Raw genomic sequence first — 19,929 nt, 5'->3', positions numbered from 1 at the left:
CGAGCATTGGGGGTGGGGGTTTTGAAGCCGTCGCTGGAATGTCAGGCGAGATGGTGAAGATGGGGGGAATGGTTCGCTTCTGTCGAGCATCCGTCAATCAAAATTGACGATCCATGATTGCCTGTGTCAACTTTTGTTGACCGCTTTTCCGGGTCGGACATCCCCATCGAGACGAGGAGCCCATGCCACCCACGGACCACGAGAGACCCGGCCCCGACCTCCAAGAGGCCCCGAAAGCCTCGATGCGCCGGTTGTGGGACTATGCCCGACCGCACTGGCGGATCCTCGTCGTCGGCGCAACACTGACCTTTCTCGGCGGACTCACCGAGCTCGCCCAGCCGCTGGTGGCCAAGACGGTCATCGACGCTCTGGGTGCAGGGACCTCGCTCACCCGCCCCTTGCTCGTCCTCGGCGGGCTCATCCTGGTCGGCGCCGCCCTCGGGGCCATCGGGGCGTTCGTCCTCGAACGCGTCGCCCAGAGCGTCGTCCTGGACGCGCGCCGCGGACTGGCCGTGCGGCTTCTGCGGCTGCGGGTCGCCGAAGTGGACCGCCTCAAACCCGGTGACCTGATCTCGCGTGTCACCAGTGACAGCACCCTGCTGCGCTCGGTCGCCACCGGAAGCGTCGTCGACGCCTTCACCAGTGGGCTCCTCCTGCTCGGCGGCGTCGGGCTCATGGCCGTCATGGACCTCACCCTCTTCGGCGTCACCTTCGGGGTACTCGTCCTGGTCGGCCTCGTCATGGCGTTCGTGCTGCCCAGGATCAACAAGGCCACCATCGCCGGCCAGGTCGCGGTGGGAGAGATGGGAGCACTGCTCGAACGGCTCTTCGGTGCCTTCCGCACCGTCAAGGCCAGCGGCGCCGAACACGCCGAAGGGGCAAAGGTCGAAGCCGCTGCCCAGCGCGCCTGGGAGAAAGGGGTGACGGTCGCCGGCTGGACCGCCTTCTCCGGAACGCTGTCCATGCTCTCCGTCAACATCGCCTTTCTGACCGTCCTGGGGATCGGCGGCGCGCGGGTAGCGGCCGGGGACCTGGAGATCTCCGCGCTGATCGCCTTCCTGCTGCTGCTGTTCTACCTGATGGGCCCGATCACGTCGCTGATCAGCGCCGCCACGCAGATCCAGAGCGGCCTTGCCGCCATCCACCGCATCGACGAGGTCGGTCGTCTCGACATGGAGCCGGAGAGCACCGGTGTCCCCGCGCCGACCGCCGGGGCCCGGCCCGCCACCGTCTCCTTCGTCGACGTCGCCTTCCGGTACGCCCCCGACCTGCCGATGATCCACCACGGCGTCACCTTCGACAGCGCCGCCGGGTTGACCGCCCTGGTCGGTCCCTCCGGGGCGGGCAAGACCACGGTCTTCTCCCTGCTGGAGCGCTTCTACGATCCGGTGGCCGGAACCGTGCTCCTGGACGGCAAGGACGTCGGGGAGTGGCCGCTGGCCGACCTGCGTGCCGCGATCGGCTACGTCGAACAGGACGCCCCGGTCCTAAACGGAACCCTGCGCGAGAACCTGGTGCTGGCCGCCCCCGCTGCGGACGATGCCGAGGTGGAGCGGGTGGTGCGCCTGGCCCGCCTCTCCGAGCTGGTCCAGCGCCTCCCGGAAGGGCTCGACAGCAGGATCGGGCACCGCGGGACAACGCTGTCGGGGGGAGAACGCCAGCGCGTTGCCATCGCACGGGCGCTGCTGCGCCGCCCGCGCCTGCTGCTGATGGACGAGGCCACCTCGCAGTTGGACGCGGGCAACGAGGAGGCGCTGCGCCAGGTGATGCTGGAGGCGGCGCGCGAGACCAGTGTCATGGTGGTGGCCCACCGACTGTCGACGGTGACCCGCGCCGACCGGATCGTCGTACTGGAAGCCGGAGCGGTGCGGGCCACCGGCACGCACGAGGAGCTGATCGCCGCTGACGCCCTCTACCGCGACCTCGCGACCTCGCAGCTCCTGGCCACGTCGGACTCCTGAGGAGGCCCCTCCCTTTCCGGGCCCCCGCGCAGGTCGGTGCGGGGGCCCGTATCCAGGCAGGCCGCCGCCAGGGGACGATCCGCCCGCCGGTAGGCGTCGGCGAGGTTGCGCCGTACGGTCAGGGTCTCGGGATGGTGCGGGCCCTGGACGTGGATGGCGAAGGTCAGCGCGACCTCGTAGTGCCTGATCGCTTCGGAGAGCCGCCCGGCCAGGACGTAGTCGAAAGCCAGGTTGTTACGGCTGGTCAGTGTCTCGGGGTGGGCCTGCCCCAGAAGTTCCTCGTGATGCCCCAGGAGCAGTTCGTCCCGGGAGATCTCCTTGGCCAGGGCTGCTCCGCTGGGGGGCGGGGGCCGTCGTTCGAACAGCCACCAGGTCACCCCGGGGATGATCACGGCCACCGCCAGGGCCAGTGCGACCCCCAGGAACGGACGCCCCGATTCCCAGAGGACCCACCCCAGGGCCAGCCCGATGGCGATCTGTCCACTTCTCGTCAACAACAGTGCGAGTTTCACGGCACTCCGTTCCGCGTCACCTGTCCGACTGACGCGTAACGTTCCACAAAACTCGAAGAAATAACGTGATCGCCGTTTTCCGGGGGTTCCGGACCGCTTTGTCGACGACCGTGCTGCTCGATCCGCGGTGGACGCGGCGAAACCGTCGGGGGGAGCAGGGGCGGCTCCCCCCGACGTCGCTAGAACAGTGCGGCGGCCTCGCGGTGCAGGCCCGCCGTGCGGTAGACCCCTGCGAGGTCGCGGCGTACCCGCATGGTGAGCAGCCGGACCTCGTGGTCGCCGGCCGCAGCGAGGCAGTCGCGGTAGGTCTGGCGCAAGGTGCGCAGCGCCTCCGGCTCGCGGCCCGCCGCCACGTAGGCCCGCCCCAGTTGGTGGTGCACGCTCAGCGTCAAGTGGTGCCGGGCACCCAGGCGTCGGCGGCGCTGGGCCAACACCATCCGGAACTGTCCACAGGTCTCTTCCAGCCGCCCGATCGCCTTCAGCGCCAACGCCAAACCGATCCGCATACCCTCCAGTTCGTCGGAGGCCACCCCGCGGGAATCGCCGATGGCGAGCTCGAAGTGGGCGATGGCCGCGTCGTAGAGACCGCTCTTGCGGTAGGCCGAAGCCAGACTCGCCCGGGCCGACACCGTCTCGGCGGCGTGCGACCCCATGCGCTCGTTGCGCTGTTGGACCAGGCTCTCCCACTGTCCTGCCGCCTCGCTCGGACGTGCGGCGTCCTCATAGCACAGGGCCAGGTTCTCCCGGATGACCTCTGTTTCGGGGTGCTCCTCGCCCAGCGTTGCCAGAGCGTCCTCCACCGCCTGCTCGAACTGGGCGATGGCGGCCGTACGGCGACCGATCTCGGCGTACTTGCTGGCCAGGTTGTTGCGGGCGGCGATGGTACGTGGATGGTGCGTGCCCAGGGTCTGCACAGCCGAATCCAGGGCCAGCTCCAGGCGAGCTGCTCGTTCCGCAGGGGTCACCCCGGTGCTGTCGCCGAAGGTCGTCGGCTCCGGCGCGGAGAAACCGATCGTTCGAAGCACGGATTGCCAGGCGGCCGTCAGAGCATCCACCGTGCGCCGGCTCAGCGCCAGGCGGACGTCGCCGTTTCGCGTCAAGGTCAACACGATTCCATAACATAAACGACCCAAAGCGGCATGAGGTACCGAGTGGGTGGGAGTGGCCAGAGTGAGACGCATCACCTTCTCTGAAGAAAAGGTTTAGCCGCGCTCGCGTCAAGTGTCGGTTTTTTGCGGCGGCTATGCAAGAGGGAAAAGACCGCTTCGCGAAGTGATCTACGGTACGCGCAGCCCAGCGCGCCGGTCGAACCCCCATGCCGTTTCAGCTGGGGGTTCGACCGTTACCACGGAGTCTAGGAGGCGGCCTCGCGCAGTGCTGACGCCAGCCCCTCGCTGGTCAGCTCGATCTGCCATTCCCGGGCGTTGTGCTCGCGCAGACGCGTTTTGACGGTCTCGGCGTTCACCGGGCGCGGAGGGGCCCAGGCCAGGCGTCGGACCGCGTCCGGCTGAAGCAGGTTCTCCGTCGGCATCCGCACCCGTTCGGCGATACCGCTTACCGCCGAGCGCGCTGCCTCCAGCCGGCGGGCAGCCGCGGGATCGCGATCGGCCCACCGGTTTGTGGGCGGCGGGCCGTCCCCGGGGGCGCTGGGCTGCGGAAGCTCCACGGTGCGCATGTCGCGGGCCCGGTTGATCGCCTTCACCCACACCGGCACATAGCGCCGGGCGAGCCGGATACTGAACGCCTTGATCTCCACCAGCTCCGCCGAGGTCCGTGGCATCGCCAGCGCGGCCTCCACCATGGCCGCATCCTGGAGGACCCGGCCGGGGGAGATGTCGCGTTCCTGGGCGATTCGGTCGCGCTCCAGCCACAGCTCCCGGACGATTCCCAGAGCCCGCTGGTTGCGTACCTTGTGGATGCCCGACGTGCGCCGCCATGGATCGGGACGGGGTTCCTTGGGCGGTGCCGCCAGTGACGCCGCGAACTCCTCGCGCGCCCATTCGAGCTTGCCGGCCTCGGCGAGCTCGGCCTCCATCGCGTTGCGCAACTCGACCAGGATCTCCACGTCCAGTGCCGCGTATCGCAGCCAGTCCTCGGGAAGCGGCCGGATCGACCAGTCCACGGCGGAGTGCTCCTTGGCCAGCCGCAGTCCCAGGACGCGCTCCACCATCGCTCCCAGACCGACCCGCTGGTAGCCCAGCAGCCGACCGGCGAGCTCGGTGTCGAACAGGACGTCCGGGCGCAGGTTCACCTCGGTCAGGCACGGCAGGTCCTGGTGCGCGGCGTGCAGGACCATCTCCGCACCGGAGAGAGCCTCGCTCAGCGGTGCGAGGTCGGGGCAGGCGATGGGGTCGATCAGTGCGGACCCCGACCCCATACGGCGCAGCTGGACCAGGTAGGCGCGCTGGCCGTAGCGGTAACCCGAGGCGCGTTCGGCGTCCACCGCGACCGGCCCGGTCCCTTTGGCGAATGCCGCGACCACGCCGGCCAGACCTTCGGCGTCGGAGACGACAGGCGGCAGCCCCTCGCTGGGTTCGCTCAGCAAGGGAGCCTCTTCGGCCTCCTGCCCGTTCGAGGCACTGGGGTCAGGGTCGCCTGTCTTTGAGTTCAGCACGTTCGCCACATAACTAAGGTATGTGGTTTCGCTCCCACCCTGGTGCCCGGCACCGGGGCTAAAGACGGCAAAGAACGCCTCGATCTACTGGTGGGCGGTATTTCAGGACTCCTGGCGGCTTCGTCGAGAGATGTCGGCGACATCCACCGGCGGCAGGCCGGCAGCCGTGGACAGCAGATCCAGCCACGCGGCCATGTGCCCGGAGAGGTCGTCCTCCTCGGTGGGCGTCCACGAGGCGCGCATCTCCAGTTCGGTCGTCGTCGGCTGGTCGGCCTTGCGGCCGAACCCCTCGGTGGTCGCCCGGGTCACGGTGCCGCTCAGCGTGTGGTGCCCGGCGGACTTCGTGCGCAGGGCATCGGTCAACCAGGTCCACGCGACCTGCCCCAGCAAGGGATCGGCCGACATGTCCGGCTCCAGCTCCGCGCTCACATAGGCCACGACCCTGAACGGGCCGGGCCAGTCGCGCACACCCTCGGGGTCGTACAGGACGATCAGCCGCCCAAAGGCCGCGTCCTCCTCACCACCGGCGTGCACGCTCGCCGACATCGCCACCGAGTGCGCTGCCAGTCGTTGCGGTGCGGGAATGTTCTCCAGCGCGATTTCGTGCCGCACCACCTGTGCGCGCAGGCTCGCGACCGCCCGCTTGAAGACAGGTGGAGCGTCATCGGCCCTACTGCGAGGGGGCATGGTGGAAGCGTCAGCCTTAATCTTGTGAAAGTCAGCCACGTGGTGCCGCTGGACGCCGATTCTCCGCGAATGCGTTTTTCACCGGGTCCCGGAAGGGCACGCTTAAGACGGTGGCACGAGTCACGCCCTTGCCAGTGGAGCTTTTCCGGCGTGTCGGCGTTTTGTGATGATCTTGGGATGTGCGGCGCCCCACCGCCGGGTACCCGCCGAAGCCCCGACCGCGCCCCAACGGTCCCGCGCACATGGCACGATCGAGGGGTGACGCTCCAAGACTCTCCTTTCCTCCGCGCCTGCAAGCGGCTGCCCGTCTCCCACACCCCGGTGTGGTTCATGCGCCAGGCCGGGCGTTCGCTGCCCGAGTACCGCAAGCTCCGCGAAGGCGTGGCGATGCTCGACGCGTGCGCTCGACCCGACATGATCGTCGAGATCACCATGCAGCCCGTCCGCCGCTACGGCGTGGACGCAGCCATCTTCTTCAGCGACATCGTCGTTCCGCTCAAGGCCATCGGTATCGACCTCGACATCAAGCCGGGCGTCGGGCCGGTCGTCGCCGAGCCCATCCGCGACCTCGCCGCGGTCAACCGCCTCCGCGCACTCGAACCCGACGACGTCCCTTACGTGACCGCCGCGGTCGGCGCGCTCACCGGCGAGCTGGGCGACCGTCCCCTGATCGGCTTCGCCGGAGGCCCCTTCACCCTGGCCTCCTACCTGATCGAGGGTGGCCCCTCCAAGAACCACGAGCACACCAAGGCCCTCATGTACGGGGAGCCCGACGTGTGGGCCGAGCTGATGCAGCGCCTGTCGGCCATCGCGCTGGACTTCCTGCGGGTCCAGATCGCTGCGGGCGCCAGCGCCGTCCAGTTGTTCGACTCCTGGGTGGGTGCGCTCAGCGCCGAGGACTACCGCGCCAGTGTGCTGCCCTACACCTCCTGGATCTTCGAGCAGCTGGGCGAGCTGGACGTACCCCGGATCCACTTCGGTGTGGGAACGGGGGAACTGCTCAGCCTGCTCAGCGAGGCCGGCCCCGACGTGGTGGGCGTGGACTGGCGGGTTCCCCTGGACAAGGCCGTGCAGCGGGTCCAGCCGGGCACCGCTCTTCAGGGCAACCTCGACCCCGCCACTCTCTTCGCGCCCTGGAGCGTCGTCGCAGAGCGCACCGACGCCGTCCTGTCCAGCGCGAAGGCAGCCGACGGCCACGTCTTCAATCTGGGCCACGGTGTCCTCCCGACCACCGACCCGGCAGTTCTGGAGCGGCTCGTGGACTACGTGCACGAGAAGACCGCGCGCTGACCCGGGACGCCAGCCCGCCGCGCCCGAACCCGTCGAAGGGCCTGCCGCGCAGGGCAGGCCGCCCCGTGGCGCCGATGGCCGCTGCGAGCCCCCGTCACGACGCGCGGGGCTCGCAGCGGACCGGCTAGGACTTCTCCGTGTCCGTGCCGTCGGGGCTTTCGGCGGACGCATGGCCCTGCGACGATCCGGGCTCCGCGGCCGGCTGCGGAGCCGCACCGCTCGGCGGCGCGTTTCCGGGGGCCGGGCGAGTTCGGCGAAGGCCACCGCGGGTGCGACGGAGCACCCACAGGGCCGGAACCGCGAACAGCGCGATCACGACGAGGAACGGGAGCAGCAGGCCCACTGTCACCGACAGGAAGTCCACCGTGGACAGCAGCCCCCGCCACCCGACGGACAGCCCGCCCACGAAACCGGGCGAGTCGCGGTCGGCCTCGGGGGCAGCCGAGGACGGCAGGCTGAGATTCAGCTGCACGGTGCTGAAGGACGTGAGATCGGCCAGCGACTCCTGACGTGCCAGCAGCGACTCGAGATCGGCCTGGCGTGTGCTGACCTGCGCCTCGATCTTCAGAACCTCCTCGACGGTCTCCGCGTCGTCCAGGAGTGCCAGCAGTCGCTCCAGGGACGCTTCGGCAGAGGCGACCCGGCTGTCGACATCGGCGACCTCCTCGGTGACGTCCTGGGCCTGGCGGTCCAGGTCGAGTTGGCGGCCCAGGCCGGCCAGCTCCTCCAGTCCTTCCTCGTAGCGGTCCACCGGCACCTTGAAGGTGAACTCCGCGGTGGGCGCGGCCGCATCGGGGCTGCTCGCGTACTCGGCGGCGATATAGCCCCCGGTCGAGCGCACCCACTTCTTGGCCTCGGCCCCCGCCGCGTCGAGATCGTCCACCCGCACACTCAGCGATGCGGAATGGATCACAGCGCGTTCGGAGACGTTCACGTCGGCTCCGGCGGCCGTACCCGCCCCGGAGCCGTCCGCGTCGGTGCGGGCGGCCTCGGGCGCCGCCTCGTGGGGGGCGGCCGCGCCGCCCATGTCAGCAGCCCCCGAGCTGCTCTGCTCGCCGGCGCCGCCGCACCCGGCCAGGAGAAGGGCGAACACAATGGGGACGAAGGGGAGGACCAGCCGGCGTCGCTGCGCACGCCTGCGCACAATGGCGTTCATACCGGTTTCGACTCCACCCGCACCAGAGGCGTTTCTCCCGAGGCGTAACGTATCGGTCACGTTGTCCGCCCCAGAACCGGCGGGGGCGAACGCGGACCGGCGCCGATATCTGCAAAGCTGGGCTGCATGGAGACGAAACCGCACGTTGTTGTGGTCGGCGGCGGGGTGTCCGGGCTGGCTGCGGCGCATCGGCTCAGCGTGGACGGCCACGCGGTCACGGTGTTGGAGGGCTCTCCCCGGTTGGGCGGCAAGATCGACGTCTCGCCCGTTGCCGGGGTGCCGGTGGACGCGGGGGCTGAGTCGGTCCTGGCCCGTCGCCCGGAGGGGATCGCCCTCATCGGCACCCTCGGCCTCGACGGCCGCCTCGCCTACCCGGGGACCCTGACGGCCGGTCTGTACAGCCGGGGCGCGCTGCGCGATTTCCCCGCCAACCACATGATGGGAGTGCCCGGCGACCTGTTGTCCCTGGTCCGCAGCGGCGTGCTTTCACCGGCGGGCGCCCTGCGCGCCGCCCGGGACCTGGTGTGGCCGGCCACGCTGGTCCGCGACGACGTCCCGGTGGCCGCCTACATCGGTATCCGCATGGGCCACGAGGTCGTGGAGCGGTTGGTCGAGCCGCTCTTGGGCGGCGTCTACGCGGGACGCGCCGACCGGCTGTCGCTTGATTCCACCCTGCCCCAGATCGCCCCTTTGGCCCGCAAAGAGCGTTCGCTGATGACCGCGGTCCGCACCGCCAAGCAACGCGCGGCCGACGCCGCGCCCGAGGGGAAGCCCACGCCGGTCTTCGCCACGCTGCGCGGCGGCCTGGGCACCCTGATCGATGCCCTGGCCGCGCGCCCCGGTGTGCGGGTGGAGACCTCGGCGACGGTGCGCGAGCTCAAGCGCACCGAGCAGGGCTGGCGACTCACCGTGGGGTGCGCGACCCAGCCCCGCACCCTCGACGCCGACGCAGTGGTGCTGGCCTGCCCCGCACCGGCCGCCGCGCGGCTGCTGAGCGCAGAGGTCCCCCTCGCCGCCACCGAGCTCGCAGCCATCGACTACGCCAGCATGGCCGTGATCACACTGGCCTACCGGGCCTCGGCGTTCCCCTCCGGTCCGGTCGGAAGCGGATTCCTGGTCCCTGCCGTGGAAGGGCGTGCCGTCAAGGCCGCAACCTTCAGCAGCCTCAAATGGCCGTGGCTGGCCGACGCACTCGATGCCGCCCATCCCGACACCCCGATGGTGATGCTGCGCTGCTCCATCGGCAGGGTGGGGGAGGAGGCGCTGCTCCAGCGCTCGGACGAGGAACTGGCCGCGCTCGCCATGGCCGACCTCGCCGATATCTGCGGCATCCGCGAGCTTCCCGTTGACCGCAGGGTCACCCGCTGGGGCGGCGGACTCCCGCAATACGCTGTCGGGCACGCCGATCGGATCGCGCGGGTCCGCTCGGCGCTGGCCGAACACGAGGGCCTTGCCGTCTGCGGAGCGGCCTACGACGGAGTGGGCGTCCCCGCCTGTATCGGCAGCGCCGATGACGCGGCGACCTTGATCAGCCGATCGACACAACAGATCATCCGACGAAGGAGTCACACGTGAGCACCGGGCAGCACAACCACACCGTCACCCCCGAGGCGGAGGAGCTCAACCGTCTCATCCGCTACACCATGTGGTCGGTGTTCAAGGTCGACAGCCTCGGCGACCTCGACCGCGCCGCCGTCGGCGACGAACTGGCCCATTTCCTCAAGGACGCCGAGGAGCAGGGCGTGACCACCCGGGGCGGTTACGACGTCCAGGGGTTCCGCGCCGACGCCGACATCATGTTCTGGTGGATCGCGGACACCCCCGACCAGCTCCAGGACGTCTACTCGGCCTTTCGTCGTACCGCGGTCGGCCGCAACTCCGAGCCGGTGTGGTCGGTTATGGCACTGCACCGCCCCGCCGAGTTCAACCGCGGTCACGTCCCGGCGTTCCTGGCGGGGGAGGACCCGCACGACTACATCTGCGTCTACCCTTTCGTGCGTTCCTACGAGTGGTACCTGCTGCCCGACGACGAGCGCCGCGCCATGCTCGCCGAGCACGGACGCATGGCCGCGCCCTACCCCGACGTGCGCGCCAACACGGTCTCGACCTTCGCGCTCAGCGACTACGAGTGGATGCTGGCCTTCGAGGCCGCTGAACTGCACCGCATCGTGGACCTGATGCGCACCCTGCGTGCGGCCGAGGCCCGTCGCCACACCCGTATCGAGGTCCCCTTCTACACGGGCAAGCGAAAGACCCCGGCGGAACTGGTCGCGGCCCTGCCCTAACCGGAGCCCGCGCGAAGCGGAGCCTCAAGCGGCCAGCACGACCAACAGCGGCGCGGCGACCAGGCTTCCCCATCGGATGGCCGCCTCGGGAGCGCCTCCCACGGTGATCCTGTGAGCCGGGCCGAGCATCCGCCACCGCTGGCCGCGCATCCGCACGGGCCACAGCAGGGGTGCGCCCGCCTTGGTGAGGGCGTCGCCCAGGGAGTGCGTGATCATCCCGACGGCGACCGTGAGCCCCATCAGGGAAGGGGACACCCCTGCATCGATGAGCAGCCATGTCGCTGCTCCGGCCAGCAGGCTCACCGCCCCCCAGTTCGCCCGACGCGCCCTGACGCACCCCCACAGACCGCGCACGGCCAGGCTGAGCAGGAACCACAACAGCACGGTCAGCAGCGGCAGCCACTGGCCCGCACCGGCCACGAGAAGGCCCGCCACCACCGCCGCGAGCACGGTGTGGGTGAGGTGCCGGTGTGCGCCGTCACGGTCGTGTCCGCCGCGATCGTAGTGCGTACGGGTGGCCCGCCACACGGCCGTGCTCGCGGCCCGGGCAACCGCCGAAGCCGCTTCGGACACCGGGCCCTGGGAGCGGGTCGCGGTGGCGTCGGGGTGGTCCAGGTCGGGCAGGAGCGCGGCTCCGGCGCAGACCAGGATTGCGGCGATGATGTCGGGCAGCGACAAGGACACACCGGCAGCGGCCATCGTCATGGTGACCGCTGTGCCGGCCGCCAGCCCGGTCGCGGCATGGGAAGGACCCATCATGGGGGGCTCCGCTCACTTGGGGGTCGGTGAGGTCCGCCCCCGACCGACCGGGTGTGCGGTAGAGGTCGGCGAGCACACGAAATCCCGCCGGAGCCGGCCTCGGAGTGGATTTTCCCGGGACGGGTTCCACTCGTGCAACCCTGCTGTGTCGCAGCAGCGGCGCCTTGCCGCGCGGTGATCGTGCAACAGGACCGTGGCCAGCGGCGACGACAACGGCGCTGCCGTCACGGCCTGATCCGGCCAGTACACGTCGGGGTCCGGGAAGCCCGTGGCGCATCGGCCTGCCCACGCCTCGCCCCGCCCGAACGGTCCGGTTGTCCTTACCCGGAGTTCACAGCGATCGCAGTACCATTCGCGCAGTCGCTTGAGACCGCTGCCGGGCGTCGTGACACGACGCCTTCCGGTAAATCCCGTCGTGCTGCGGCCAAGACGAGCCGCTGCGTTCCCGGGTTGTTACGAGCCAGGGACACGCCGGCTCCGTATTCCCGCACTCTTTGCCAGAGGTTCGGTCTCGCGATCTTCCTTTTTCCGGCCGCACAGAGACAATGAGGAACATGGCACCGCTGGAATGGTCCCTCTCCCTTGCCGCAGGCACCGTCGATCCGGCGATCGACCCCTCCCACCAATACGAGGGGTTCATCGGCTGGGTCCTCAGCCTGATGACCACCCTGGGCGAACCCGGGGTGGGCCTCGCCCTGGTGATCGAGACCTTCTTCCCCCCGATGCCCAGTGAAGCGGTGCTCCCCGGAGCGGGTTTCCTGGCCTACGCCGGTCACATGAACGTCTGGCTGGCCATCCTGTGGGCCACCATCGGCTGTCTCGTCGGCTCCTGGGCCTTCTACGGCATCGGTGCGCTCCTGGGCCGTGAGCGCACCATGTGGCTGGTTCAGAAGACCCCTTTGCTGGAGATCGAGGACTTCTACAAGGCCGAGCGTTTCTTCGCCCGATTCGGTGGCCTGGCGGTGCTGTTGGGACGCTGCGTGCCCCTCGTACGCAGCTTCATCTCCGTTCCTGCCGGTATCGAGCGCATGCCACTGGTGAAGTTCTCCGCCTACACCGTTATCGGCAGCGCAGTGTGGAACAGCCTCTGGATCGGCCTGGGCTACGTGTTCGGACCGGCCATCGAGCCGATCCTGGTGCAGTGGAGCGGCGTGATCAGCAACGTCGTACTCGCCATCATCGCGGTGCTCATGCTGTGGTTCGTCGTCGTGCGTCTGCGCAAGATCCTCAAGGCCCGCAAGGCCGGTTCGAGTGCTGCCGCCGTCGCGCCCACGGCGGAGACCGCCCCGACCGCTCCGTTTCCGCAGGAGCCCCCGATGAACCAGCCCCACCCGCCGCGGCGCGACTAGGGCACGCACGACGCGTCCGCGACCCGATGACGAAGGGCCGCTCCCCGACGGGGGAGCGGCCCTTGCGCACGCACAGCCAGAACGTCTACACCTCGACGCGACGGGCGTCCTCGTCCCGGCGGCGGGCATTGCGACGAACCGTCACCAGGTAGACCGGGGCGAGAAGCGTCAGCGTCAGCATCAGCCCGGAGCCCGAGTAGAGCAACAGTTCGCCGCCGGGGGCGTTCATGGCCCAGGCGGCGAGGCAGGCCACCCCCGCCATGATCGCGCCGAGAACGGCGTAGGCGACCCGTCCGCGCGGCTTGGGGTAGCGCACCTGGCTGATCATCAGCCAGGCCACGAGCAGGATTGCCGCAACCCCCAGGTACAGCGGTGGGTGCAGCACCACGATCACGATGACCGCCATCGCGCCGAAGGGACTGGGCAGGCCGGTGAAGTAGCGCTCACCCGGAGCCTGGCACGAGAAACGGGCCAGCCGGACCACAACCGCCAGCAGTACGGCCGCGGCAGCGACAATCGGCAGCACCGAGGCGGCGGCGTCGGTCCGGTCGCTGAGCGCCCCCCACGTGACCACGAAGAACGCAGGGGCGAACCCGAAGCTGATCACATCGGCCAGGTTGTCCAGTTCCGCGCCCATCGCACTGCCGCCCAGCTTGCGGGCGACCCGACCGTCGAAAAGGTCGCAGGCAGCAGCGATGAGGAGCAGGATGACCGAGACGGCCACGGCGTTGCGCTGAAGCGGACCTTCCGCGCCGGCCGAGATGTGTGCCATCTGCGCCGCCGCCAGTTGCCACACCGCCATGAAGCCGCACAGGGCGTTGCCGAGGGTGAAGTAGTCGGCCACCGCCAAGCGCATCCTGGGCGTCGCCTCGACCGCCACGGAGGCGGGGAGGATCTGCTCAGGAGTCGCGGTCAAGACGGGTTTCTCCGGCGCGGACCTTTTGCCCGATTTCCACGGCAGGAGCAATACCCGCGGGGAGGTAGACGTCGACGCGCGACCCGAACCGGATGAGCCCGATCCTTTCGCCCTGTTCGACCTTCTGCCCGACCGCGTGATACGGGACGATGCGGCGGACCATCGCCCCCGCGATCTGAATGACCGTGACTTCGCCCATTTCGGTGTCGAAGGTCCAGATGACGCGTTCATTACGTTCGCTGTCCTTGTCAAAAGCCGGTCGGAAGCCCCCGGGGCGGTGTTCGATACTGGTCACCACGCCGGCGAGGGGAGCCCGGTTCACGTGGACGTTCAGTGGATTCATGAACACCGCGACCCTGGTCCTGCCGTCGGGCTGGGGGTCGATGCTCTGCACGACGCCGTCGGCGGCGGAGATGAACCGTCCGCTTGCGGGGCCGCGATCGGGGTCGCGGAAGAACCACGCCATCCCGGCGGCCAGCCCAACCACGGGGACGGCCACGGCCGTTCGAACGGCCGAGCCGCGGCTTGCGAGTACGGCGACACCGGCTGCTGCGACAGCCGGCACGAGCCAGGGCGCTGAGCCCCGGGCCATTCTCACAAGTGGTCGGGAGGAGGGGGCTGCGTGATGGTCGTGGGTCATTGCGAGCTTTCGTTGAGGATGCCGGGAAGAGGCGTCAAGGACCTTCGGGAAGAAGAAGAGGTCGCGGGCGCGCCCGCACACCCGATGCAGAAGAGGATGCTATTGCACTGCGTCGTCCGGCTCCAGGGTCAAGGATACGGAGTTGATGCAGTAGCGGTCGTCGGTCGGGGTCGGGTAGCCCTCTCCGTGGAAGACGTGCCCCAGGTGGGAATCGCATCGGGAGCAGCGGACCTCGGTACGTATCATGCCAAGGGTTTGGTCCTGATGCAGAGTTACCGCTGAGCTCTCCGCGGGATCATAGAAGCTCGGCCACCCACAGTGCGACTCGAACTTTTCGCTTGAGCGGAACAATTCCGCGCCGCACGCCCGGCAGCGGTAGACGCCGGTGGTCGCGGTCGACACGTATTCCCCGCTCCACGGCCGTTCGGTGGCACCCTGGCGCAGCACCGCGAAGGCCTGTGGATCGAGTCGTTCGCGCCACTCCTCCTCGGTCCGTTCTACCTGTGCTTGTGATTCGTCCATGTCATTGACGCTACCTGGTTTCCGTTTCCCTGCGCAGGAACACCCTCTGCGATATATCGGGCACTCGGGGTAAAGCAGTCATGGGAGTTTCCTGTCTCTTTCTTCGCTCTTGGGGAGTTCGTCCCCGAAACCATGGGGTAGGGCCTCAGGGGCAGAGCTAGAGCGGGAGTGATGACCATGGTCACGTACCAGCAGTCAATGGGTTGTCGTCGACCGCTTCGCGTGGGGTGGATGCGCTACGGCCGCATGTGGATGGAACACCAGACCGATCGTGCGGTGGTGCGGGTGCGCACCGCGGGGATCGCGGCACGGTCGGTTTCGGTTCCGGGCGCCACCGCCGTGGCCTCCGGTGCCGCCTTGGCGGCTTCGTTGGCCGCGGGAGCCAGGACGGTCGTCGCCCAGCGGGTGCCGGCGCGTCCTCGGCCGATGGATGACGGTGCGCTTCTGGCCACCGCCGTCCTGACCGGGTTGGGGGCGCTGGTCGTCGCCGTGCTGCTGGGGTTCTCCCTGGCGGGGTGGATGGCGACCACGCCTCACGACGCGCCGGCCGTGGTCGGCGGGGTCGCGGTGGGTGCCGCGTTCCTCGGTCTGGGGTACCTGGTGTTCGCGTCGCACCGTCGGCGCGGCGAAACACGACACGCGAAGAATCGGTCGGCCTGACGGGGACGGCGTCCCGGCTCGTGGCGGCGGGCCGGGGCCGTCCTCCCCGGCCCGCCGCGCACGGCTCCTCCCTCGTGGCACGAGAAAAGCGGCACACGAGGTGGTTCTCTAGAGAGCCGATTGCTCCATATCGACACACAAGCGCCGGCTAGTCAACCTTTATGTGGCTCTGTGTCCGTTTGCTGGGGTGTGTCACGGTTGCCTGGATGACATGTTCCGAATTTCCACCGACGCGTGAACACACTGACCAGCGAAGGGCCAACGGTTAATCCAGCTTCACCGTAACGCCCGTGTGTCACAGAACGGTAGCGTTCGGCGAACCCGTGACGTCCGACGACGGAATGCGGCCATGCCCGTATGTCGAGTCCGGTGTCCGTGCGGCGACCACGGGGTCGGCTCACGCGTCGAAGTCGTATTGGAGGACGTACGCCGAACCGTCCAATGTCATCTCGTTGAGTTCCACCGCGCGGTGTTCCTTCGTCAACGCAACCCGCATGACGTGCATGACCGGGGTCCCCGGGGAGAGGGAGAGCTTCGTGCGCTCGTCGGGGGAGGGCATGCGAACCCGGATCTCCTCGGTGAAGTGAGCCGGAGCCTGCCCCAATTCGGCCAGGCGGGCGTAGATTCCGCCGGGGCCGGTGTCTGGACGGGTCACCGAAGTTCCCGCTACGAGCTCGGCCGGCAGGTAAGAGGTCGCCAGCTGCATCGGCCGGTCGTCCAAGCGGTAACGGCGCCGCCGCCGCAGGACCCTGTCGCCTTCGTCCAGGTCGAGGGCGCGTGCCACGTGGGCGGGCGCGCGCATCTCGCTCACGGTGACACTGTCGGTGGCAAAAGGCCGTTCGGCGGTATCGGCTCCCCAGATGGCGCGGCCCGTGCTCCACAGCTCTTTCGACAGGCGTCGTCGACCGTGTCGCACCAGCGGACTGAAGCCGCGCACATATACGCCCGAACCGCGCACGGCTACCGCGATTCCCTCGTTGATGAGGACCGAAAGCGCCTGACGTGCTGTCGCGCGAGCGACTCCGTGCCGTTTCATCAGCTCGTTCTCGCCTGGGATGCGGTCTCCGTCGGAAAGCTCCCCTGAGGCGATCGCGATACGCAGTGTGTCAGCTATTTCTCGGTAGACCGGCGGGGAGTCGTTTTCGGGCGTCAGCACTCAGTTCATCCTCTCGACAAGCGCGAGACTCATACATCCGGTATGTCCGATCAATAGCCGCTTCATGCCTAAATTGCGGTTATCCGAATTTGAGTGATCTCGGAGATAATTTGGCTTTGTGTCGGCAGCCAAGTTATCGGGACGGTTCGCCGACTGGGCGGACGGGGCGTGCCCGGCCGCGTACGGCGTGTCCACACGTGCGACTGTGCGTCCTGCCCGTCGTGAGCGGTCAGGGTCTGGTGTAGCGCAGGAACAGCGACCCTTCGGCCTCTGCGAGCGCGGCCAGACACATCCGCTGCACCTCCGGCCGGGGGCCACCGGTGACGATCCGATCTGCTCCGGGGCCTGCCAGCGTGGGACTCATGGTCAGGCACAACTCGTCCAGAAGATTCGCCCCCGTCAACTCGCCCAGGAGCCGGGGGCCGCCCTCGGTCAGTACCCGGTGCAGGCCACGATCGCCCAGAGCGGCCAATACGGCCGCAGGCTCGACCGACTCCTCCCCGGCGACGACGACGTCCGCGTGCTCGGCCGCGGCGATCCTGCGCTCCCGCGGGGAGTTCTCGGTGGTGAAGACGATGGTCCGCGCGTCGTCGGGAGCATCGCGCAACAGTTCCGGCTCCAGGTCGAGGCCGCGCGTCACGACCGCGATGCGCGGGGTGGCGGGTCGGCCGGTGCGCAACCGGTCCCATACCTCGCGGGGGCGCACCGGACGGTAGCGTTCTGCCCGTGCGGTACCCGCACCGGTCAGCACCACGTCGGCGAGTCCGCGCAGGACTCCCATGAGCGCGCGGTCGGCGGGGCCGGAGAGGTCCCGGCTGCGCTGGGAGGGCCCCCAGGCGGCCCCGTCGGTGCTGGTAACCATGTTGGCCCGCAACCAGGGGGCGGAGAGCCCGTCCGGATAGGCGTAGCCCGCCACGAGGTCGAAGTCGTCGCACGCGTCGGGGAGGAGCCGCCGAAAGCGCGGCGGAGTTGGGGAACTCATGGTCCCTGAGATTAGAGCCTCGACCATCGCCACCTGCGATTGGGACGCCCTACCCGCCCGGCGTGGCGCGTTTTCGGGCCGTTCTCCTTCACCCGTCCCTGTCTCCCGCGGGCCGGGCGCCGGTACGGAACCGGTGCCCCTTCCCCGCCGCAGACACTCTGCCCCGGTGTTCCCAGGGGCGCCCACTAGCCCTCGGACACGCGTTTGAGCATCAGGAAGGCGCGGTCGATCACTGTCACGGTGCCGTCCGGCAGAGCGAACGGCCGGTCGCTGATATCGGGATCGGCGGTGTCGAGCACCGTCTCCCACGCGGTGCCGTAGCTCTTGTCCGGCACGGTGAACGCCACGTCAGTGGCCCCGGCGTTGAGCAGCAGCAGGAAGGAGCCGTCGTGCACCCTGCGCCCGGTGGGGTCCGGCTCGGTGATGGCGTCGCCGTTGAGGAAGATCCCCAGCGCCTGTTGCCCGTTGCCCCAGTCGTCGTCGCTCATGATCGCGCCGTCGGGCCGCAGCCACGCGATGTCGCGGAGTTCGTCGCCGTTGGGCGACACGCCCTGGAAGAATCGTCGGCGCCGGAAGACCGGATGGGCACGGCGCAGGTGGGACAGCGTACGCACGAACTCCAGCAGGTCCTCCTGCTTCTCCGCGTGCTTCCAGTCCATCCAGGCGATCTCGTTGTCCTGGCAGTAGGCGTTGTTGTTGCCGCCCTGCGTGCGGGCGATTTCGTCGCCGTGGGACAGCATGACCACGCCCTGCGAACAGAACAGTGTGGCCAGGAGGTTGCGCACCTGACGGCGGCGCAACGACAGGATCCCGGGGTCGTCGGTGGGGCCCTCGACCCCGCAGTTCCAGGACCGGTTGTCGTCGGTGCCGTCGCGGTTGTCCTCGCCGTTGGCCTCGTTGTGCTTGTCGTTGTAGGACACCAGGTCCGCCAGCGGGAAACCGTCGTGGCAGGTCACGAAGTTGATCGAGGCGACCGGGCGCCGACCGTCCGCCTGGTAGAGGTCGGAGGAGCCCGATATGCGGGAGGCGAGTTCGGGCAGTACCGGATGACCGCGCCAGAAGTCGCGCACGGTGTCGCGGTACTTGCCGTTCCACTCGGTCCACAGCGGCGGGAAGTTGCCGACCTGGTAGCCGCCGGGCCCGACGTCCCACGGTTCGGCGATCAGCTTGACCTGCGAGATCACCGGGTCCTGCTGCACGATGTCGAAGAACGTGCTGAGTCGGTCGACGTCGTGGAACTCCCGGGCCAGCGCCGAGGCGAGGTCGAAGCGGAACCCGTCCACGTGCATGTCCAGCACCCAGTAGCGCAGCGAGTCCATGATCAGCTGCAACGAGTGCGGGTGCCGGGCGTTCAGCGAATTGCCGCAACCCGTGTAGTCCAGGTAGTAGCGCTGGTCGTCATCGCGTACCCGGTAGTAGCTGAGGTTGTCGATACCGCGCAGCGACAGGGTCGGTCCCATGTGGTCGCCCTCGGCGGTGTGGTTGTAGACCACGTCGAGGATCACCTCGATGTCGGCCTCGTGCAGGGCCTTGACCATGGCCTTGAACTCCTGCACCTGCTCGCCGCGCGTTCCCGTGGCCGCGTACCCGCTGTCGGGGGACAGGAAGGCCAGGGTGTTGTAGCCCCAGTAGTTGGTGAGGCCGCGTGCCACCAGGGCGTGTTCGGGCAGGGAGTGGTGCACGGGCATCAGCTCGACCGCGGTCACCCCCAGCGACTTCAGGTACTCGATCATGACCGGGTGGGCCAGGCCGGCATAGGTCCCGCGCAGGGACTCGGGCACGCCGGGGTGGCGCATGGTCAGCCCCCGCACGTGCGCCTCGTAGATCACCGTCTCGTGGTAGGGCGCGTTGGGGCGGTGTTCGTTGCCCCAGTCGAAGAACGGGCTGATGACCACGCACTTGGGCAGATACGGTGCGCTGTCGCGCGTGTTGACCTTGGCGGGGTCGTCGAAGTGGTAGTCGAAGAGCGAGTCGTGCCAGTCGATTCGGCCGTCGATCGCCTTGGCGTAGGGGTCCACCAGCAGTTTGGCCGGGTTGCAGCGCAGGCCGCGGGAGGGGTCGTGCGGCCCGTGCACCCGGTAGCCGTAGCGCTGCCCCGAGCCCACGCCCGGCAGGTAGCCGTGCCAGACGTGGCCGTCCTTCTCGGTCAGCACGATCCGTGTCTCGGTGTCGTCCTCGTCGAACAGGCACAGCTCGACACCGGTGGCTATCTCCGAGAACAAGGAGAAATTGGTTCCGGAGCCGTCATAGGTTGCACCGAGCGGATAAGAGGTACCGGGCCAGACTTCCACCATGGACACGTTTCTCTCTGCAATGCGCGGGTGCGGACGGACCTGGTTGTTCCGCTATAGCGTGCGGTCTATGCCTGCGTTGGGTTATCGACACCCGATTGTGCTGAGAAGGCGCGGATGAATGCTCGCAAAAACCCGATGCCGGCTAA

The 19,929-nt window shown here is 68.8% G+C and carries 18 protein-coding genes; 6 read left to right on the top strand and 12 right to left on the bottom strand.

Going from position 1 to position 19,929, the window contains the following annotated elements:
- Window positions 1-182: 182 nt before the first annotated feature.
- On the top strand, window positions 183-1,961 hold the full coding sequence (locus QSJ59_RS16390) for an ABC transporter ATP-binding protein (RefSeq protein ID WP_285760435.1): 1,779 nt from the start codon (window positions 183-185) through the stop codon (window positions 1,959-1,961).
- On the opposite strand, the gene QSJ59_RS16385 is transcribed toward QSJ59_RS16390, so the two are convergent.
- The 4 genes from QSJ59_RS16385 to QSJ59_RS16370 all read right to left on the bottom strand — a co-directional run bounded on the left by QSJ59_RS16385 (window position 1,913) and on the right by QSJ59_RS16370 (window position 5,774).
- Window positions 1,913-2,473: a tetratricopeptide repeat protein gene (locus QSJ59_RS16385; RefSeq protein WP_285760434.1), complete on the bottom strand. Its 561-nt coding sequence runs from the start codon at window positions 2,471-2,473 to the stop codon at window positions 1,913-1,915. The two genes, QSJ59_RS16390 and QSJ59_RS16385, sit on opposite strands and share 49 nt — an antisense overlap.
- Before the next feature lie 179 nt (window positions 2,474-2,652).
- Window positions 2,653-3,579: a tetratricopeptide repeat protein gene (locus QSJ59_RS16380; protein ID WP_285760433.1), complete on the bottom strand. Its 927-nt coding sequence runs from the start codon at window positions 3,577-3,579 to the stop codon at window positions 2,653-2,655.
- Window positions 3,580-3,827: 248 nt separating this feature from the next.
- On the bottom strand, window positions 3,828-5,096 hold the full coding sequence (locus QSJ59_RS16375) for a ribonuclease D (protein ID WP_285760432.1): 1,269 nt from the start codon (window positions 5,094-5,096) through the stop codon (window positions 3,828-3,830).
- Window positions 5,097-5,189: 93 nt separating this feature from the next.
- Window positions 5,190-5,774 carry a DUF3000 domain-containing protein gene (locus tag QSJ59_RS16370; protein ID WP_285760431.1) on the bottom strand — a complete coding sequence of 195 codons (585 nt, stop codon included), beginning with the start codon at window positions 5,772-5,774 and terminating at the stop codon, window positions 5,190-5,192.
- 321 nt (window positions 5,775-6,095) lie between these two features.
- Between QSJ59_RS16370 and hemE the strand changes: the two genes are divergently transcribed.
- Window positions 6,096-7,064 carry a uroporphyrinogen decarboxylase gene (gene hemE, locus QSJ59_RS16365; RefSeq protein ID WP_285760595.1) on the top strand — a complete coding sequence of 323 codons (969 nt, stop codon included), beginning with the start codon at window positions 6,096-6,098 and terminating at the stop codon, window positions 7,062-7,064.
- A 124-nt stretch (window positions 7,065-7,188) separates the two neighbouring features.
- On the opposite strand, the gene QSJ59_RS16360 is transcribed toward hemE, so the two are convergent.
- The gene (locus QSJ59_RS16360; RefSeq protein ID WP_285760430.1) at window positions 7,189-8,220 is read right to left on the bottom strand and encodes a DUF4349 domain-containing protein; all 1,032 of its coding nucleotides are present in this window, start codon (window positions 8,218-8,220) and stop codon (window positions 7,189-7,191) included.
- Between the two features lie 126 nt (window positions 8,221-8,346).
- Here QSJ59_RS16360 and hemG point away from each other — a divergent pair, with 126 nt between their 5' ends.
- On the top strand, window positions 8,347-9,795 hold the full coding sequence (gene hemG, locus QSJ59_RS16355) for a protoporphyrinogen oxidase (protein WP_285760428.1): 1,449 nt from the start codon (window positions 8,347-8,349) through the stop codon (window positions 9,793-9,795).
- 68 nt (window positions 9,796-9,863) lie between these two features.
- Entirely contained in the window at window positions 9,864-10,505 is a 642-nt protein-coding gene (gene hemQ / locus QSJ59_RS16350) for a hydrogen peroxide-dependent heme synthase (RefSeq protein WP_285760594.1), read from the top strand.
- Between the two features lie 24 nt (window positions 10,506-10,529).
- On the opposite strand, the gene QSJ59_RS16345 is transcribed toward hemQ, so the two are convergent.
- Window positions 10,530-11,264 (bottom strand): metal-dependent hydrolase, encoded by a 735-nt coding sequence (locus tag QSJ59_RS16345; RefSeq protein ID WP_285760427.1) that lies wholly within the window; start codon window positions 11,262-11,264, stop codon window positions 10,530-10,532.
- A gap of 554 nt (window positions 11,265-11,818) precedes the next feature.
- Between QSJ59_RS16345 and QSJ59_RS16340 the strand changes: the two genes are divergently transcribed.
- Entirely contained in the window at window positions 11,819-12,613 is a 795-nt protein-coding gene (locus QSJ59_RS16340) for a DedA family protein (RefSeq protein ID WP_285760426.1), read from the top strand.
- A gap of 85 nt (window positions 12,614-12,698) precedes the next feature.
- Here QSJ59_RS16340 and QSJ59_RS16335 read toward each other — a convergent pair whose 3' ends face one another.
- The 3 genes from QSJ59_RS16335 to msrB all read right to left on the bottom strand — a co-directional run bounded on the left by QSJ59_RS16335 (window position 12,699) and on the right by msrB (window position 14,691).
- Window positions 12,699-13,529, bottom strand: a complete 831-nt coding sequence (locus tag QSJ59_RS16335; RefSeq protein WP_432707492.1) for a CDP-alcohol phosphatidyltransferase family protein — start codon at window positions 13,527-13,529, stop codon at window positions 12,699-12,701.
- A complete protein-coding gene (locus QSJ59_RS16330) occupies window positions 13,513-14,121 on the bottom strand; it encodes a phosphatidylserine decarboxylase (RefSeq protein WP_285760425.1) in 609 nt (202 codons plus the stop codon). The genes QSJ59_RS16335 and QSJ59_RS16330 overlap by 17 nt, the downstream gene beginning before the upstream one ends.
- A 147-nt stretch (window positions 14,122-14,268) precedes the next feature.
- Window positions 14,269-14,691 (bottom strand): peptide-methionine (R)-S-oxide reductase MsrB, encoded by a 423-nt coding sequence (msrB, locus tag QSJ59_RS16325; protein WP_285760424.1) that lies wholly within the window; start codon window positions 14,689-14,691, stop codon window positions 14,269-14,271.
- A gap of 171 nt (window positions 14,692-14,862) precedes the next feature.
- On the opposite strand from msrB, the gene QSJ59_RS16320 reads away from it, so the two are divergent.
- The gene (locus tag QSJ59_RS16320; RefSeq protein ID WP_285760423.1) at window positions 14,863-15,351 is read left to right on the top strand and encodes a hypothetical protein; all 489 of its coding nucleotides are present in this window, start codon (window positions 14,863-14,865) and stop codon (window positions 15,349-15,351) included.
- A gap of 397 nt (window positions 15,352-15,748) precedes the next feature.
- Here QSJ59_RS16320 and QSJ59_RS16315 read toward each other — a convergent pair whose 3' ends face one another.
- The 3 genes from QSJ59_RS16315 to glgX all read right to left on the bottom strand — a co-directional run bounded on the left by QSJ59_RS16315 (window position 15,749) and on the right by glgX (window position 19,783).
- Complete coding sequence (locus QSJ59_RS16315; RefSeq protein ID WP_285760422.1) at window positions 15,749-16,507, bottom strand: GntR family transcriptional regulator; 759 nt, start codon at window positions 16,505-16,507, stop codon at window positions 15,749-15,751.
- Window positions 16,508-16,736: 229 nt separating this feature from the next.
- Window positions 16,737-17,489: a pyrimidine reductase family protein gene (locus tag QSJ59_RS16310; protein ID WP_285760421.1), complete on the bottom strand. Its 753-nt coding sequence runs from the start codon at window positions 17,487-17,489 to the stop codon at window positions 16,737-16,739.
- A 185-nt stretch (window positions 17,490-17,674) separates the two neighbouring features.
- Window positions 17,675-19,783 (bottom strand): glycogen debranching protein GlgX, encoded by a 2,109-nt coding sequence (gene glgX / locus QSJ59_RS16305; protein WP_285760420.1) that lies wholly within the window; start codon window positions 19,781-19,783, stop codon window positions 17,675-17,677.
- Between the last annotated feature and the right edge of the window lie 146 nt (window positions 19,784-19,929).

Source organism: Nocardiopsis ansamitocini (genome assembly GCF_030268225.1).
Classification (GTDB): Bacteria; Actinomycetota; Actinomycetes; order Streptosporangiales; family Streptosporangiaceae; genus Nocardiopsis_D; species Nocardiopsis_D ansamitocini.
This window is presented reverse-complemented; position numbering and strand designations above follow the sequence as displayed.

What these genes read in the sequence shown, in the direction of transcription:
- QSJ59_RS16390 (WP_285760435.1), top strand. Translation starts at nt 183, where the DNA reads ATGCCACCCACGGACCACGAGAGACCCGGCCCCGACCTCCAAGAGGCC.
- QSJ59_RS16370 (WP_285760431.1), bottom strand. Translation starts at nt 5,774, where the DNA reads ATGCCCCCTCGCAGTAGGGCCGATGACGCTCCACCTGTCTTCAAGCGG.
- QSJ59_RS16360 (WP_285760430.1), bottom strand. Translation starts at nt 8,220, where the DNA reads ATGAACGCCATTGTGCGCAGGCGTGCGCAGCGACGCCGGCTGGTCCTC.
- hemG (WP_285760428.1), top strand. Translation starts at nt 8,347, where the DNA reads ATGGAGACGAAACCGCACGTTGTTGTGGTCGGCGGCGGGGTGTCCGGG.
- hemQ (WP_285760594.1), top strand. Translation starts at nt 9,864, where the DNA reads ATGTGGTCGGTGTTCAAGGTCGACAGCCTCGGCGACCTCGACCGCGCC.
- QSJ59_RS16345 (WP_285760427.1), bottom strand. Translation starts at nt 11,264, where the DNA reads ATGATGGGTCCTTCCCATGCCGCGACCGGGCTGGCGGCCGGCACAGCG.
- QSJ59_RS16340 (WP_285760426.1), top strand. Translation starts at nt 11,819, where the DNA reads ATGGCACCGCTGGAATGGTCCCTCTCCCTTGCCGCAGGCACCGTCGAT.
- QSJ59_RS16330 (WP_285760425.1), bottom strand. Translation starts at nt 14,121, where the DNA reads ATGGCCCGGGGCTCAGCGCCCTGGCTCGTGCCGGCTGTCGCAGCAGCC.
- msrB (WP_285760424.1), bottom strand. Translation starts at nt 14,691, where the DNA reads ATGGACGAATCACAAGCACAGGTAGAACGGACCGAGGAGGAGTGGCGC.
- QSJ59_RS16320 (WP_285760423.1), top strand. Translation starts at nt 14,863, where the DNA reads ATGACCATGGTCACGTACCAGCAGTCAATGGGTTGTCGTCGACCGCTT.
- QSJ59_RS16310 (WP_285760421.1), bottom strand. Translation starts at nt 17,489, where the DNA reads ATGAGTTCCCCAACTCCGCCGCGCTTTCGGCGGCTCCTCCCCGACGCG.
- glgX (WP_285760420.1), bottom strand. Translation starts at nt 19,783, where the DNA reads ATGGTGGAAGTCTGGCCCGGTACCTCTTATCCGCTCGGTGCAACCTAT.